Raw genomic sequence first — 12,397 nt, 5'->3', positions numbered from 1 at the left:
TTCCTCCTTCTATATACGGAGAGTATTAAAATCTAAATATGAACTTTCATATACTACTTCAACATAAACAGCTTAGATTCCTTCTATATAGTACTCTACCAATTGGAGCGGACAGTGTCGTATAAAGGTAAAAGGGATGAACCTTGACTAATTTATTATGGGATATATAATAATGAATAATAGCATATGAGATAAGTTTTCTAGGGTTCCGCAACGAAACACGTTGGTCTGGTCCGAGAGAAAACTCACAGCCTTTGCTGTGTCACGGAAGGATAAAAGCCTGGGAGGAACGATTTTATAGTTCTCTCGGGCATTTTTATTTTGGGAATACAAATGGAGGTACGGCTAAAATGAATGCAAACTGGGTTAAAGTAATAATCGCCGCGATTTTCGAGGTTTTATGGGTCATCGGCTTAAAGCATGCTGATGGAATTTGGGAGTGGACTGGAACAATAATCGCTATTTATGTCAGCTTTTACTTGATGATTATGGCTAGTAAACAACTTCCTGTAGGAACTGTGTATGCAGTGTTTGTTGGGCTTGGCACTAGTGGGACGGTCCTTGCAGATTTTATGTTTTTTGAGGTACCACTCAACTTACCTAAAGTCATTTTAATTTTGATTTTATTGGCAGGAGTAATGGGACTGAAACTAGTTACTCAGGATAATGTAAAAGAAGGTGTGGAATCATAATGGCTTGGGCTTCTTTAATCGTAGCAGGTATATTTGAAATGCTTGGAGTTTCCATGATAAATAAATTGCACAGGGATCGTAATCTGCAGGCGTTAATTCTGTTAATCATTAGCTTTAGTGCTAGTTTTCTATTCCTTGCCTATGCAATGAGATCACTTCCAATGGGAATTTCCTATGCCATTTGGACAGGAATAGGCGCAGCAGGGGGCGCCATTTTAGGCATGATCCTCTACGGAGAATCAAAAGAATGGAAGAGAATTATGTTTATTACAATGATATTAGGTGCAGTGATTGGTTTGAAACTGGTTTCCTAACATCAAAAATGAAAAAGCCAAGTCATAAGTGACTTGGCTTTTTCATTATAGTTCGTCTAATAAAATCACGTCACCGGTCGAAGCATTTACCCCGTAAGAACAGTCGACCTTACCGCAAAGTTGATAGGTTTCACTATTAGGTTCATAAATGTAGACAGGTGTGATCTCAATATAGCTATGCAATTTTTCGAATGCTTTGTCCCTGGTTAACACAGGAGATTCAGCTTCAGAAAAATGGTTAAACATTTCAAGTATAAACTCGTTATCTGTAAAATTGAGTACCCTGTATGTGGCTGGATCAATAAACAGCTTTAGCTTATGCTGTATAACTTTTTTATCCTGCACCTTAGGCCAAATCTCTGCAATCAGATAACCGTGTTCGCGGAAAATAGCGTATAGCTTCCATTTGCCACTTTCCTCTGGGTATTTTTCCTTTGTAAAGGCACCTACAGCCTCAAAACTCCGTTCTATATCTTCTGGAGTTAAAGGACGTTTATTTTCGTCTGGCTTGTTTGCTAAAGCTTCCTCTAAAGACACCTCATGTGATAAGTCAATCTCTTGAGGAACGAAGGTTTCTTCCGTAGCCTCGGAGTCCCATTCTATATTTCTATCTACGATTTCATAGCTATCCCGCATTTCTGCTTTTTCAAACGGGATGATATGCTGCTTGTCATTGGTTATGAATGTAGTGGTAGTTCCAAAAACCGGAAGCCAACGCTCCTCCTCTTCAATAGGAATCTCCAATAATTGAAGCTGATTAAGGATAATGGGATCTACAATAGAAGAGGTAAGAGCGAATGGTTCCCATTTAACTTGATCTTCTTGCGGAAAACTGCCATCCATGGAAAATTGGGATAGCTTACCTTCTTCGTTAAACATTACTTCAATTGTACCAACAGGAAATACGGGGATGTTATCAGCTGCTGCCAAAAAGCGAAGACCGTTTTCCGCTTCATCCTTTAGCTGGAACTGTCTTCCGAATTCCAGGGCGGTAGTTTCTTCTACCCATTCGATGATGGCTTCACTACCGTCCTTTAACTGTGGAAAAAATTGTTCTTCCACTAAATTTGCGTCTTGTACAAATGTGAAGTGACGTAGTTTCTTCGACTCAAGTTCTATTTCAATCACAGCAGTACCTGGAGGATTTAGCCCTTCCTCTACTTCTCCTTCTACGACTCTCGGAACCCATTCCATTGAGAAAAGAAAGGCGTTTTCTACGTTGCTGTTATCGTCACGAAAAAGATGGTATCTTTCTAAGTAATAATTATCAAGGCCATAATTTTTCTGGCAGGAGTCAGCCAGCTCCTGTAATCGTTCATTCATGTTTAGTCCTCACTTTACCTACAATTTCCTTAAGTATAACATGGTGTAATCAGGGTAAAAAGAAAATGCTTTACCTTCTCGTCACGTTAACGTTTAGTATAATAGACGAAAGGTTGTGAGATATATGTATATAAAAGAAGTAGCCAAAAAATTAGAGACATCAACTCGGACAATTAGGTATTACGAGGAAAAGGGACTTATTACTCCTGCAAAGGAAGAGAACAATCAGTACCGGTTTTTTAATGATGAAGACCTGATAAGATTGAGTACGATCCTGTCACTTCGTGAAGTGGGACTTCCAGTTGAAGCGATTCATAGCTTATTAAAAGATAAGGATATGCGAGTGGATGATTATTTAAATGTGCAGCGAGGCGTGCTTTATGAGCAATGGTTAGAGCTGAAAGACATGATTCAGACTCTTGATCTGATGACAGAACGAGCTGGAAAAGGAGATAGTGTTACCAACGACTTGTTTGGATTGGCGAAACAATTGAAAACATTGAAAGCAATGCGTAAAAATTGGCAGGATAAATGGAATTTTGATAGCCAAGCCCATGACTATGACCAAAGCATTAAAATGCATGGGTACAAATTTAATGTTCATCAAGATTATGAAACAGCGTTAAATAAAGTGGTCGATACGATTCAGCTAAATTCAGGTGATCTTTTTCTTGATATAGGGATTGGCACGGGTAATTTGGGGTCACGTTTTATAGAAAGTGGAGCAAAGGTTATTGGCGTAGATCAATCCGAGGAAATGCTTGCTGTCTGTAAAGAGAAGCATCCAGAGATTGAAACGAGGAAGGGTCATTTTCTAGCTCTCCCAGTAATGAACATGCAGGTAGATGCCATTGTTTCCAGTTATGCCTTACACCATTTAACCGATGACGAAAAGTTGCTAGCGTTGGAAGAAATGGATCGTGTTTTGAAAAGGCATGGAGAAATCTGCATAGCAGACCTCATGTTTTTAAATGAGGAACATAGACAGCATATCATGCAAAGTTTTCGGGAAGAAGGTAATGTTGAAGCAATTGGGGCGATAGAAGATGAGTATTATGCAGATCGTTCACAACTAGTTGATTGGTTGGAGAAACATGATTACACGGTGGAAACGCATCAGTTTAATTCTATTTTAAGTATGATTTATGCTAGGAAGCATGTTGAAAATGAAAGGTGAAACAATGGAAAGGGTATCCTTACAGGTTTATTCCACTGAAAATAAGGCTCAGATGCAATCGTATCATTTAACGAAGCAGCAATTAAAATATACAGCGCATCCAATCGATGCACTGAAAAAGTGTAAGGAAGATCCAAGTCGGTACCCTTTAGTCATTTTAACCGGAATAATTCCTGCAGGGTTTTTCGTACTTCATGAGAAGATAGGGGTACGACCCTATTCGAAAAATCCTAACGCTATTCTATTGCGTGCCTATTCTGTTCAGACAGCCTTTCAAGGTAAAGGTATTGCAAAAAGTTCCATGGAACTACTCACTTTGTTTTTAGCAGAATCATTCCCAACGATAGATGAAGTTGTTCTGGCCGTTAATAGTGCAAATGGTGTCGCACAGCAATTATATAAAAAGAGCGGTTTCCATGATACAGGTCGAAGAATCAATGGGAAATCAGGTGAACAATATATCTTTTCTAAGTTATTAAATTTAAAAGGAGGACGGGACAAAAGCATTTAATCAAAAGATAAATCCGAATGAATGTCCTTTGAAGAACCGCTTCAGAAATATACTCCGCTTTCCATGGGCGGCTGGTGAGCCTCCGGATGCTCCGCATTCCGGGGTCTCACCTAGGCCTTCCTCCCATAGGAGTCTCCGTATATTTCTTACGCTTATTCTAGCTATCATTCGTCTTTTGACTAAAACTTTTTGTTATGTCCCGACCTTGTCTACATTTAATGAAAGTAATTTATCAACCCGTCTGCAATAGCTTCTGCAACCTGGTGGTGATAACCGGTAGTCTGAATGGTTGCATAGTCACCAGGATTTGTGAGAAAGCCTAATTCAAGTAATATTGCTGGTGCATTATTTTTACGTAACACCCGAAACTCTTCTTGAAATAACCCACGGTTATAAAGAGGGAGAGATCCGGATAGTTTATTTTGAATATCTTCTGCTAATGCATGGTCTTTATTCAGGGAGGAGTAATAAGTACCTATGCCTTGAACCGATTGGACGGGAAACGCGTTATAATGAATACTAATAAACGCATCTGTATTATAGGTGTTGCTTATCTCTGCGCGCCTGTCGAGTGAGAGGAAGGTGTCCTTGCTTCTAGTTTGAATGACAGTAGCTCCCTTAGCGCTTAAGACTTTAGCAACTTCGCTTGCTGTTTGACTATTTACTGTTTTTTCTTCCGTACCATTTAGTCCAATGGCGCCTGGATCTTTTCCTCCATGCCCTGCGTCAATTACGATATTATACCCATCAAGTGGGCTGCTAGTGGAAACACCTTTTACCTCCTCGGCAACAGTTCCCGCCTTCTTGCCGGTTTTCTCCTTGGAAGCATCCGCCTTAATCGATTTGTCCGTTAACCACGAGGCAATCCATCCCGTTGAACCATCGTGTAGTTTAATTTTGTACCAATCAGCTTCTGTCTCTACCGTGCTGTATGTATCACCTATAGTGGCAGAACCCACAATGGCAAAGTCTGTACTTGGGCCTGAACGGATATAAACACTTTGACCTGTTACCTCAAGCTCTTGAGGTTCACTTTTTGAAATGGGATTCTCTTGATTTTCCTTGGTTAAATAATGTGCTGCAACCCATGCTTCCTCGCCATCATAATAGGTTTGTAGCCAGCCATAATGTTCATTAAAGGCAATTACCTGGTCTCCTTTATGTAATTTGCCGATTACAGGGCCCGTGCTAGATGGCTCACTTCTTACGTTTAATACAATGTCGCCAACTTCATAGACGTCACCACTTTCTGCACTCCCTTGTTTTGGTAGGGAGATAAAGGTTCCGACTAAGACAATAAAAATAATAAGTGCTTTACTAATCTTCATGATAGCCTCCTTTAATTGAATAACTTTATTATGGCATAGTATTTTCCTAGATTGCTAGAAATTAAACGTGCTTTATAGAAAACAAATCGGAAGGACTAGAATATAGTAAGAAATGAGAAGGAAGCAGGAAAAGGAGGACCATTGTAGAATATGTTTAGGTAAGAAGAACTTTTAAAGCGTTCAGAAAACCCATATATATTTAGAAAGAATAGTATTAGTAAGCGTTCACTAAAATTCTTTGAGTCATTTTCCATGTCTTACTTTCGTTTCTCATTGTACTGGTTCTCTCGTGGGCATTCAGGAAATCCAAGGTAAACTAAAAACAGCTGTCCAAGCGGGCAGCTGTTTTAATAGAAATTATTGAAGTTCGCTAATTAACGTTGAAGCAGCTTCAAGTGCACGGTGGTCCTCAACTATCGCTCCAGGCTTCCGGGCCTCTCCAATGACATAGCCTCCCACTTTTGTATCGTAGAATTGGCAGATGTATGTCAGTTGTTGTATAAGGGGCAAGCCTTTTACAGTTGGTTGGTCCCCGCCTACAAGAATGAAGTAGGCTTTCTTTTTGCCCAATTCTTCTCTGAAATGGGCATAATTCGTATCCCTCATTACTTGGGACCAGCGATCAATAAATACTTTTAATGGGCCGGCCATTCCATACCAGTAAATAGGGGTAGCAAAAACAATAATGTCATGTTCGAGCATTTGATCAACCAATTGTAAATGATCATCCTGTATGTCAGGAAACCCTTCTGGTGAATGGCGTAAGTCTGTAATAGGCTGAATCTCATAATCCCTTAAATAGAGATGGGTGGCCTTATCCCTTGGTACGGCCTGATACGCTAAATATTCCGTATTTCCTTTTTCTCGTGTGGAGCCGTGAAACACAGCGATCTTCATTATATACCCTCCTTGTTTTTCGAGCTTTGCGGCATACTATTGCTACCATAACAGTGGTTGGAGGATAAGTTTCATTCATTGAGGTATATAGTAGCGGTCTAATTAAGTTTATTCATCATAATGTAATTTAGAAGTAAAGTTCTTTTCTAGTTAGGTTAAAAAAGTCCTATAATGGGAGTTGGAGACGTCGTGCAAAATTATAAAATCCTAGTTAAACGAATAAGTATCGTAATCGTTATCTTGATCCTATCCATTCTTACCGTAACGTGGGTGTTTCCCTATGCGAGCTTAAGTGTTGCAAAGGCCTATACAATAAAACAGGACCCTATTGTAGTTAAACAATATGTAGACACATTACAATCATATAAGAAATTAATAAATGAAAACAAGGAGCAAACAAACACATATGCTACAGCGGTAGCGGCCTTTGACTTTTTTGAACAGGTTTTGATGGAAAACGAACATGAATGGAGAATGACTGATGATACGTTAGAGGAGTTGCGTTTTCAAGTAGCAACATACCGCGATATGCTTATTACGCTAAGCTTTAGTGAAACCTACAGTAATGAAGCAAGAATGTATTTGAAAACCGCTTTGAATGCTACTATAGAATTAGAGGATAGCATTACCTTTATTCAAATGAGTGAAGGGCTGACAAGAAAGGATTTACGCATTCTAATAGGAAATCTTTATGGAGAAATGGGTCGTAATTTAGAACAATTTATCACCTTTTATCAACAAACTACAGCTGAAAATGGGTCTTGATTTGGCATGTGAAAAACGAGACCGGATATAACAAAAATTTTTAGTCAAGAGACGGAAGACAGCTAGAATAAGCGTAAGAAATATACGAAGTCTCCCACTTAAAAATATGAGGTGAAACAGTGATGTTTAAGAGGGAGTACACGGACGTTATCACCCCCCATTGGTTCAACTAACAATCAGTGGGGGAGAATGAAAACCCCACTGATTGAAGTTTCACTTTATCTTTTGCGTAAATCCTTTTGTCCCGTTATCGTTACAATAATTTAAGCTTTAAGCCATTTTATGATTTCCCCTGGTGTCGCATTTTTTCCATACATCAGAATACCCACTTTGAATATTTTTCCTGCCAGTTTCATAAATGCCCAAACACTTATAGCAAGAATAGCTAAGGAGATTCCAATTTCAATCCATGGCCATTCTTCCAGTGTGGTTAAGCGAAGCAGCAGGACTGCAGGCGATGTGAATGGAATATAGGTACCTATTTGAGCCATAAGTCCACTTGGGTCACTTAATACAGGCCCGATAAAGACAAATGGTAAAAATGGTAGCATCATGACAAAGCCTTGGAAGTTTCCTGCAGTTGTAACATCAGCCATCGTCGCACCAATACCTACAAAGATAGAGGCGAATAGCAGATAGCCAAGAATTGCAATAAGTAGATACAAGGCAAGCTCTGGAACTAATAAATATTCTAGAAGTGGTTCATCCAGTCGCCACATTAAAACTGGCAATAGAAGTACTGTAGAGACAAGCGTTTGAATGAGACCTAAAGCGAAATAACCGATAATCTTTCCCTGCATCAATTCAGTTGGCGTTAGTGAAGACAGAATGATCTCTGCGATCTTATCTTTTTTCTCTTGGGAAGCACTTTGAAAAATAGCCATCCCTGTAAAGACAACGGATAATAGGACAAAGCCACCAAAGATTCCAGGTACCAAGGTTTGTAATGGATTTTCTTCCATTCCCGCTAAGCTGCTTTCACTGGCCTCAGCAGCGGTGTCATCACCAGCTTCTACGAATTGAACTCCTTGGTTAATGCCCGCAAGCTGGGCGTCTGTTAACCCTAGCTCTTCCATTTGCTTCGATTGAATAGGACCAGTTAATATCTGAACTTCACTCATAAAGAAGGAGTCCATATCGTCGGACGTGTAAACAGATAATGCTCCTTCTTCAACACCTTCCTGGTCAACGAAAATATAGGCTGTTTCTTCACTGTTTTCCAGTTCTTCTTGTGCTTCAGCCTCTGTTAAATCTGTTTGCATAAAATTCCAACTAATACCTGTTTCTTCTAACGTTCTTGCCATTTCGTCATATACATCAAGTTGATCGTTAACAAACACCATTGCCGAATCTGCTGTTTCTTCCTCGGAATCATCAAAGAGGCTACTAATCACCATAAATCCGATAATAAGTAAAGGAGTTAATACTAGACCAATAAGATAGGATTTATTTTTCATGTTTCGCTTGATTTCCCATTTGGCGACTTTCAACGTGTTACGCATACACTTCACCCGCTTTCTTTTCCTGTAAGAGGTTTTTATCTGATGCTATATCAATAAAGATTTCGTGCAAGGACACTCTGTTTATTTTTAGTTCAAGTATTTGTAGATCTTCTGGTAGCTGTTTAAGCCACCTGTTTGGGTTAACATCTTTATCCAAATAGAGGATGGTACTTCCCTCATTTACTTCAATTCGCTGAACATCTGGTAGTAACTCTAATTGTTTAGGATCATTATTCCCATGAATGGTGCATTTGAAGTTGGCATATTCTAGCTTCACATCGTCCATCGTCCCGTAAATAACCTTTTTTCCACGATGAATCATGAATAAACGGTCAGCCATTTCTTCGACAAGGTTCATTTGGTGAGAAGATAGAAGTATAGCTGTTCCATTTTTTGCTAAATTGCGAATTTCATCTTTAAATAATTCCTGGCTAACAGGATCCAGCCCGGAGAATGGCTCATCTAAAATGAGTAGTTCTGGTTCATGAATTATCGAAGCAATAAACTGTACCTTTTGCCCCATACCTTTAGATAATTCTTCTACAGAAACCTTATCCTTTCCTTCCAAGTCGAACTTTTTTAAGTATTCGAGTGCTCTCGTACGCGCTTTATCTAGCGGATAATCTTTGAGATCAGCCAAATATAGAAGAATATCCATTACCTTTACATTTTTATATAAACCTCGTTCCTCGGGAAGGTAACCAATCCGATGTCTTGGAATTTCCTTCCCATTGGTACTTTGAAAGTGAATACTTCCTTCATCTGGATACATGATTCCCATAATATTGCGTATGGTGGTAGACTTGCCGGCACCGTTAGGGCCTAAGATAGCCATGATTTCCCCTTTGTGTACTTCAAAAGAGATGTTGGAAATTACTTGTTTGTCTTTAAAAGCCTTCCCCAAGTTTGAAACAGAGAGCATCTTATCCATGTTCCTCTTCCTTTCTTTTTCTTATTTATTCAGTAATAGGCTGAGGGATTCTTCGAGGTTCAACGTTTTCTGATTTACGCAATGGAGGTCATGTTCTCGCATGTATGCGTCCATTGCTTCCGGTTTGCTTGTGATAAACTGGTTTCCTTCCCTGGAAACTTCGCCGGGTAGGGACTCTGAAGGTAATGCGTCCCTCATCCAGTATTGACAATACATATGTTGAATCGTTTCTTTTTCATATGTCCCCATCCATTTTCCCTCTTGTAATACGCACAAGTAGTCAGCAAGTTTCATAATATCGGCAACTTGGTGTGTGCTCATAACGATGGCACGATCCCCTGATTCCATCCATTCTATAAGCAAATCAACAAACTTTTGCTTGGAGGGAATATCCATAAACGCTGTTGGTTCATCAAGAAGTAGGATGGAGGTGTTTCTTGGAACAGTTAACGCAAGAATAAGTTTTTGTTGCATTCCTTGAGAGAGCTTTCCAAACCGCTTATTTAATGGAACAGAAAAGGCTTGAATAATATCGTTAAATTGCTGATCATCCCACGCCGGGTATAATGGTGCAATAAAGTCTCTTAACGCTTTTCCAGAAAAGGCATCCCAACCTATCATCGTTTGTGGCTGGTAGGCGATATGGGTTTTCCACTCTTCATTAAGACCGTTCACAAACATGTTGTGGATTTTAATATTGCCAGCATCTGCTTTAGCTAGATTCATCATCAGCTTAAGGAGCGTACTTTTTCCAGAACCATTCGTTCCAACTAATGCTGTTATCGTCCCGGCTTCAATTGATAAACTTACTGGACCGAGTTTAAATTCGTCCACATTTTTTTGTACCTGTTTTACTTCTGCTAATGCCTTCATGTTTATGCATCTCCTTTAGGCTTGCGAGATTCTACAACTTCCGCGAATATTTCTTTCACTTGATCTACTGTATACTCGTAGCTGAGCGCGACGTCTAAGGCATTTTCAAACGCCTGATAGACGGCTGTTACCTTAATCTGTTGTTTCTTTTCGTTGGCAATCTCTGCTACGAAGGTACCCTTGCCTTGTTCTGTCTGGATAAATCCTTGGTATTCCAAATTCTGATAGGCACGACGAATCGTGATGACACTCGTCTCTAAATCCTTTGCCATAAGGCGAATGGAGGGAAGTGGAGACCCGGCCTTTAAATAACCACCAGCAATGAGTGCTTTTATTTGGTTCTCAATTTGATGATAAATTGGTTCACGAGAAGTTTTGGAAAGGCTTATTGGTAACTCCATTGTAAACATCCTTCCTTTATAGATAATCCTGTTTCCCTACTCGTTTTTTCATGTAGGAAATCCAATATCCCATTGTCCCAAAGGTAAGTAGTAATGCAACCGCTAGAGAGGCGACAGGCCATTTTTTAACTGCTACTAAACTCCAATAAACGGGTCCTTCTCCTGTGCTGACATGCACTGTTGTAAGGATCGTGAATGAGCCAATGAGTAATATTAAACTAGAAAAAATAGATCCAGCAACCGTTGTAGTAAGCTTACTCGTATCCCCAGCATCTGCTATTGGCAGGGCAGAGCCAAAAAATATGCCAATCAATATCCATAATGCTGCAAAAGCTAAATATTCTTGTGTGCTCAATACATTATTAATGGGAGAAAAGATATAGAAGGCGATTAAGAAAAGCAGTTGATACGGGAAAGAGTAAAAAAACTGAATGATAAACCTGCTTTTTACCAACACCGAACGCTTTATAGGTAATGCCAGCTGCATCATTAATATGGGGGATGCTAGGAGGACACCACTAACCTTTTGAATTTGAAACTCCTTTGGTTTTGCCCAAATAGCACCTACAGAAAATAAAAGCAGAAAAAAGAAATCAAAACCAACGTACCCATTGTCCAAATAAGATGACAATGTGGTAATGAGAAATAGTGTTACGAACATCGTGAGTACAAATCCGTAGATAAAACTAAGTTTTGAAGCCCGTAGCTCAAGCTTAGCGAGCTGATAGGCCTGATTCCATTCTGACATAATCTCAACCCCTTAACTGTTATACTGTATATGTTTATATACACAGTATATGTCAATAGTAGATTCAAAGTCAAGAGAGTTTTAAGATAAAACGGATGATGTGCAGTTTGCCAAGGTAATTTTCTCGATATGCCCGTCATAGGGTCAATGATGATCATTCTGCCAAGCATTTCTCTCGATTCACACGTCATAACTTCACGGCAAAGCGCACCACGACACAGGTTTGCCATAACTTTGTGTCTTAATTGTGAAATAGTGAGCAAATGTCTTTTTTTATTGGAAAAAGATGCTAAGATATAAGTGTAAGAAGGAAACACACAATATATTGTGAAGTATTGAGCAATCATTTAAAAATAAAAAGGAGTCGGTAAAAATGATGAACAACTTTATTAGAAAAAGTAGTGTTGCAGCAGCTATCTTAACGTTCTTGAGAGTATATCTTGGATATCAATGGTTAACAGGTGGATGGGGAAAACTAACGGGTGGTGGATTTGATGCAACTGGGTTTATACAAGGTGCTATTAACAGTGCTGGTGGAGATCACCCTGCTGTACAAAGTTGGTGGGCCACTTTCCTAGAAACGGTTGCTCTTCCAAACGCAGGCTTATTCAGCTTCATGGTTATGTGGGGTGAAATCCTTGTAGGAGCAGCGTTGATTTTAGGAATCTTTACAAACTTTGCAGCATTAATGGCAATCACAATGAATTTCGCTTTCCTATTTAGTGGAACAGTAAGCACGAATGCACAAATGGTTTTACTAACCGTATTTATTATAGCAGCTGGGTATAACGCCGGACGATTTGGTTTAGACAGATGGGTTGTACCATTCTTGAAAAATCATAAGCCTCGCCGTAATAAGAAAGAGAAAAAAGAATTAGCGGTCGCGTAGTCAAATAACGATAACAGTTTTAAGAGCGAGTAAATCAAAAGAAGCC

14 protein-coding genes and 1 riboswitch are annotated in these 12,397 nt (G+C 39.4%); of the genes, 6 read left to right on the top strand and 8 right to left on the bottom strand.

From position 1 onward, the window contains the following. Positions 1-189: 189 nt before the first annotated feature. A riboswitch (guanidine-I (ykkC/yxkD leader) is annotated at positions 190-289 on the top strand. A gap of 61 nt (positions 290-350) precedes the next feature. Together BN988_RS14800 and BN988_RS14795 are read left to right on the top strand one after the other, a co-directional pair. Then, positions 351-692, top strand: coding sequence for a DMT family transporter (locus BN988_RS14800; RefSeq protein ID WP_036577662.1), 342 nt, complete (start codon positions 351-353; stop codon positions 690-692). Beyond that, positions 692-1,006 (top strand): DMT family transporter, encoded by a 315-nt coding sequence (locus tag BN988_RS14795; RefSeq protein ID WP_036577660.1) that lies wholly within the window; start codon positions 692-694, stop codon positions 1,004-1,006. Before BN988_RS14800 ends, BN988_RS14795 begins: the two co-directional genes overlap by 1 nt. A gap of 45 nt (positions 1,007-1,051) precedes the next feature. Here BN988_RS14795 and BN988_RS14790 read toward each other — a convergent pair whose 3' ends face one another. After that, positions 1,052-2,329: a hypothetical protein gene (locus BN988_RS14790; protein WP_036577658.1), complete on the bottom strand. Its 1,278-nt coding sequence runs from the start codon at positions 2,327-2,329 to the stop codon at positions 1,052-1,054. Positions 2,330-2,453: 124 nt separating this feature from the next. On the opposite strand from BN988_RS14790, the gene BN988_RS14785 reads away from it, so the two are divergent. Then, positions 2,454-3,506, top strand: coding sequence for a MerR family transcriptional regulator (locus BN988_RS14785; protein ID WP_036577656.1), 1,053 nt, complete (start codon positions 2,454-2,456; stop codon positions 3,504-3,506). Then, a complete protein-coding gene (locus BN988_RS14780; protein WP_036577655.1) occupies positions 3,496-4,017 on the top strand; it encodes a GNAT family N-acetyltransferase in 522 nt (173 codons plus the stop codon). The genes BN988_RS14785 and BN988_RS14780 overlap by 11 nt, the downstream gene beginning before the upstream one ends. A gap of 215 nt (positions 4,018-4,232) precedes the next feature. Here BN988_RS14780 and BN988_RS14775 read toward each other — a convergent pair whose 3' ends face one another. Both BN988_RS14775 and BN988_RS14770 read right to left on the bottom strand, forming a co-directional pair. Beyond that, a complete protein-coding gene (locus BN988_RS14775; protein ID WP_036577654.1) occupies positions 4,233-5,345 on the bottom strand; it encodes an N-acetylmuramoyl-L-alanine amidase in 1,113 nt (370 codons plus the stop codon). Positions 5,346-5,702: 357 nt separating this feature from the next. Further along, a complete protein-coding gene (locus BN988_RS14770; protein ID WP_036577653.1) occupies positions 5,703-6,242 on the bottom strand; it encodes a flavodoxin family protein in 540 nt (179 codons plus the stop codon). Positions 6,243-6,431: 189 nt separating this feature from the next. On the opposite strand from BN988_RS14770, the gene BN988_RS14765 reads away from it, so the two are divergent. Then, a complete protein-coding gene (locus tag BN988_RS14765; RefSeq protein ID WP_036577652.1) occupies positions 6,432-7,007 on the top strand; it encodes a hypothetical protein in 576 nt (191 codons plus the stop codon). 263 nt (positions 7,008-7,270) lie between these two features. Here the strand turns inward: BN988_RS14765 and BN988_RS14760 are convergent, their stop codons facing one another. Genes BN988_RS14760 through BN988_RS14740 form a run of 5 tightly spaced genes read right to left on the bottom strand, consistent with a single transcriptional unit; the run spans position 7,271 to position 11,462 of the window. Further along, positions 7,271-8,509, bottom strand: a complete 1,239-nt coding sequence (locus BN988_RS14760; protein WP_036577647.1) for an ABC transporter permease — start codon at positions 8,507-8,509, stop codon at positions 7,271-7,273. Beyond that, positions 8,502-9,440, bottom strand: a complete 939-nt coding sequence (locus BN988_RS14755) for an ABC transporter ATP-binding protein (protein ID WP_036577646.1) — start codon at positions 9,438-9,440, stop codon at positions 8,502-8,504. The genes BN988_RS14760 and BN988_RS14755 overlap by 8 nt, the downstream gene beginning before the upstream one ends. 21 nt (positions 9,441-9,461) lie before the next feature. Beyond that, positions 9,462-10,313 (bottom strand): ATP-binding cassette domain-containing protein, encoded by an 852-nt coding sequence (locus BN988_RS14750; protein WP_036577644.1) that lies wholly within the window; start codon positions 10,311-10,313, stop codon positions 9,462-9,464. Between the two features lie 2 nt (positions 10,314-10,315). Next, on the bottom strand, positions 10,316-10,714 hold the full coding sequence (locus BN988_RS14745; RefSeq protein WP_036577642.1) for a GntR family transcriptional regulator: 399 nt from the start codon (positions 10,712-10,714) through the stop codon (positions 10,316-10,318). A gap of 16 nt (positions 10,715-10,730) precedes the next feature. Beyond that, on the bottom strand, positions 10,731-11,462 hold the full coding sequence (locus BN988_RS14740; protein ID WP_036577641.1) for a hypothetical protein: 732 nt from the start codon (positions 11,460-11,462) through the stop codon (positions 10,731-10,733). Between the two features lie 373 nt (positions 11,463-11,835). On the opposite strand from BN988_RS14740, the gene BN988_RS14735 reads away from it, so the two are divergent. After that, complete coding sequence (locus tag BN988_RS14735) at positions 11,836-12,351, top strand: DoxX family protein (RefSeq protein WP_036577640.1); 516 nt, start codon at positions 11,836-11,838, stop codon at positions 12,349-12,351. Positions 12,352-12,397 lie beyond the last annotated feature (46 nt).

The organism is Oceanobacillus picturae (assembly GCF_000612865.1).
Lineage (GTDB): Bacteria > Bacillota > Bacilli > Bacillales > Amphibacillaceae > Oceanobacillus_B > Oceanobacillus_B jordanicus.
This window is presented reverse-complemented; position numbering and strand designations above follow the sequence as displayed.

Bases quoted from the DNA above. Each gene is read 5' to 3' on its own strand.
- BN988_RS14800 (WP_036577662.1), top strand. From the start codon at position 351: ATGAATGCAAACTGGGTTAAAGTAATAATCGCCGCGATTTTCGAGGTT.
- BN988_RS14795 (WP_036577660.1), top strand. From the start codon at position 692: ATGGCTTGGGCTTCTTTAATCGTAGCAGGTATATTTGAAATGCTTGGA.
- BN988_RS14790 (WP_036577658.1), bottom strand. From the start codon at position 2,329: ATGAATGAACGATTACAGGAGCTGGCTGACTCCTGCCAGAAAAATTAT.
- BN988_RS14785 (WP_036577656.1), top strand. From the start codon at position 2,454: ATGTATATAAAAGAAGTAGCCAAAAAATTAGAGACATCAACTCGGACA.
- BN988_RS14780 (WP_036577655.1), top strand. From the start codon at position 3,496: ATGAAAGGTGAAACAATGGAAAGGGTATCCTTACAGGTTTATTCCACT.
- BN988_RS14775 (WP_036577654.1), bottom strand. From the start codon at position 5,345: ATGAAGATTAGTAAAGCACTTATTATTTTTATTGTCTTAGTCGGAACC.
- BN988_RS14770 (WP_036577653.1), bottom strand. From the start codon at position 6,242: ATGAAGATCGCTGTGTTTCACGGCTCCACACGAGAAAAAGGAAATACG.
- BN988_RS14760 (WP_036577647.1), bottom strand. From the start codon at position 8,509: ATGCGTAACACGTTGAAAGTCGCCAAATGGGAAATCAAGCGAAACATG.
- BN988_RS14755 (WP_036577646.1), bottom strand. From the start codon at position 9,440: ATGGATAAGATGCTCTCTGTTTCAAACTTGGGGAAGGCTTTTAAAGAC.
- BN988_RS14750 (WP_036577644.1), bottom strand. From the start codon at position 10,313: ATGAAGGCATTAGCAGAAGTAAAACAGGTACAAAAAAATGTGGACGAA.
- BN988_RS14745 (WP_036577642.1), bottom strand. From the start codon at position 10,714: ATGGAGTTACCAATAAGCCTTTCCAAAACTTCTCGTGAACCAATTTAT.
- BN988_RS14740 (WP_036577641.1), bottom strand. From the start codon at position 11,462: ATGTCAGAATGGAATCAGGCCTATCAGCTCGCTAAGCTTGAGCTACGG.
- BN988_RS14735 (WP_036577640.1), top strand. From the start codon at position 11,836: ATGATGAACAACTTTATTAGAAAAAGTAGTGTTGCAGCAGCTATCTTA.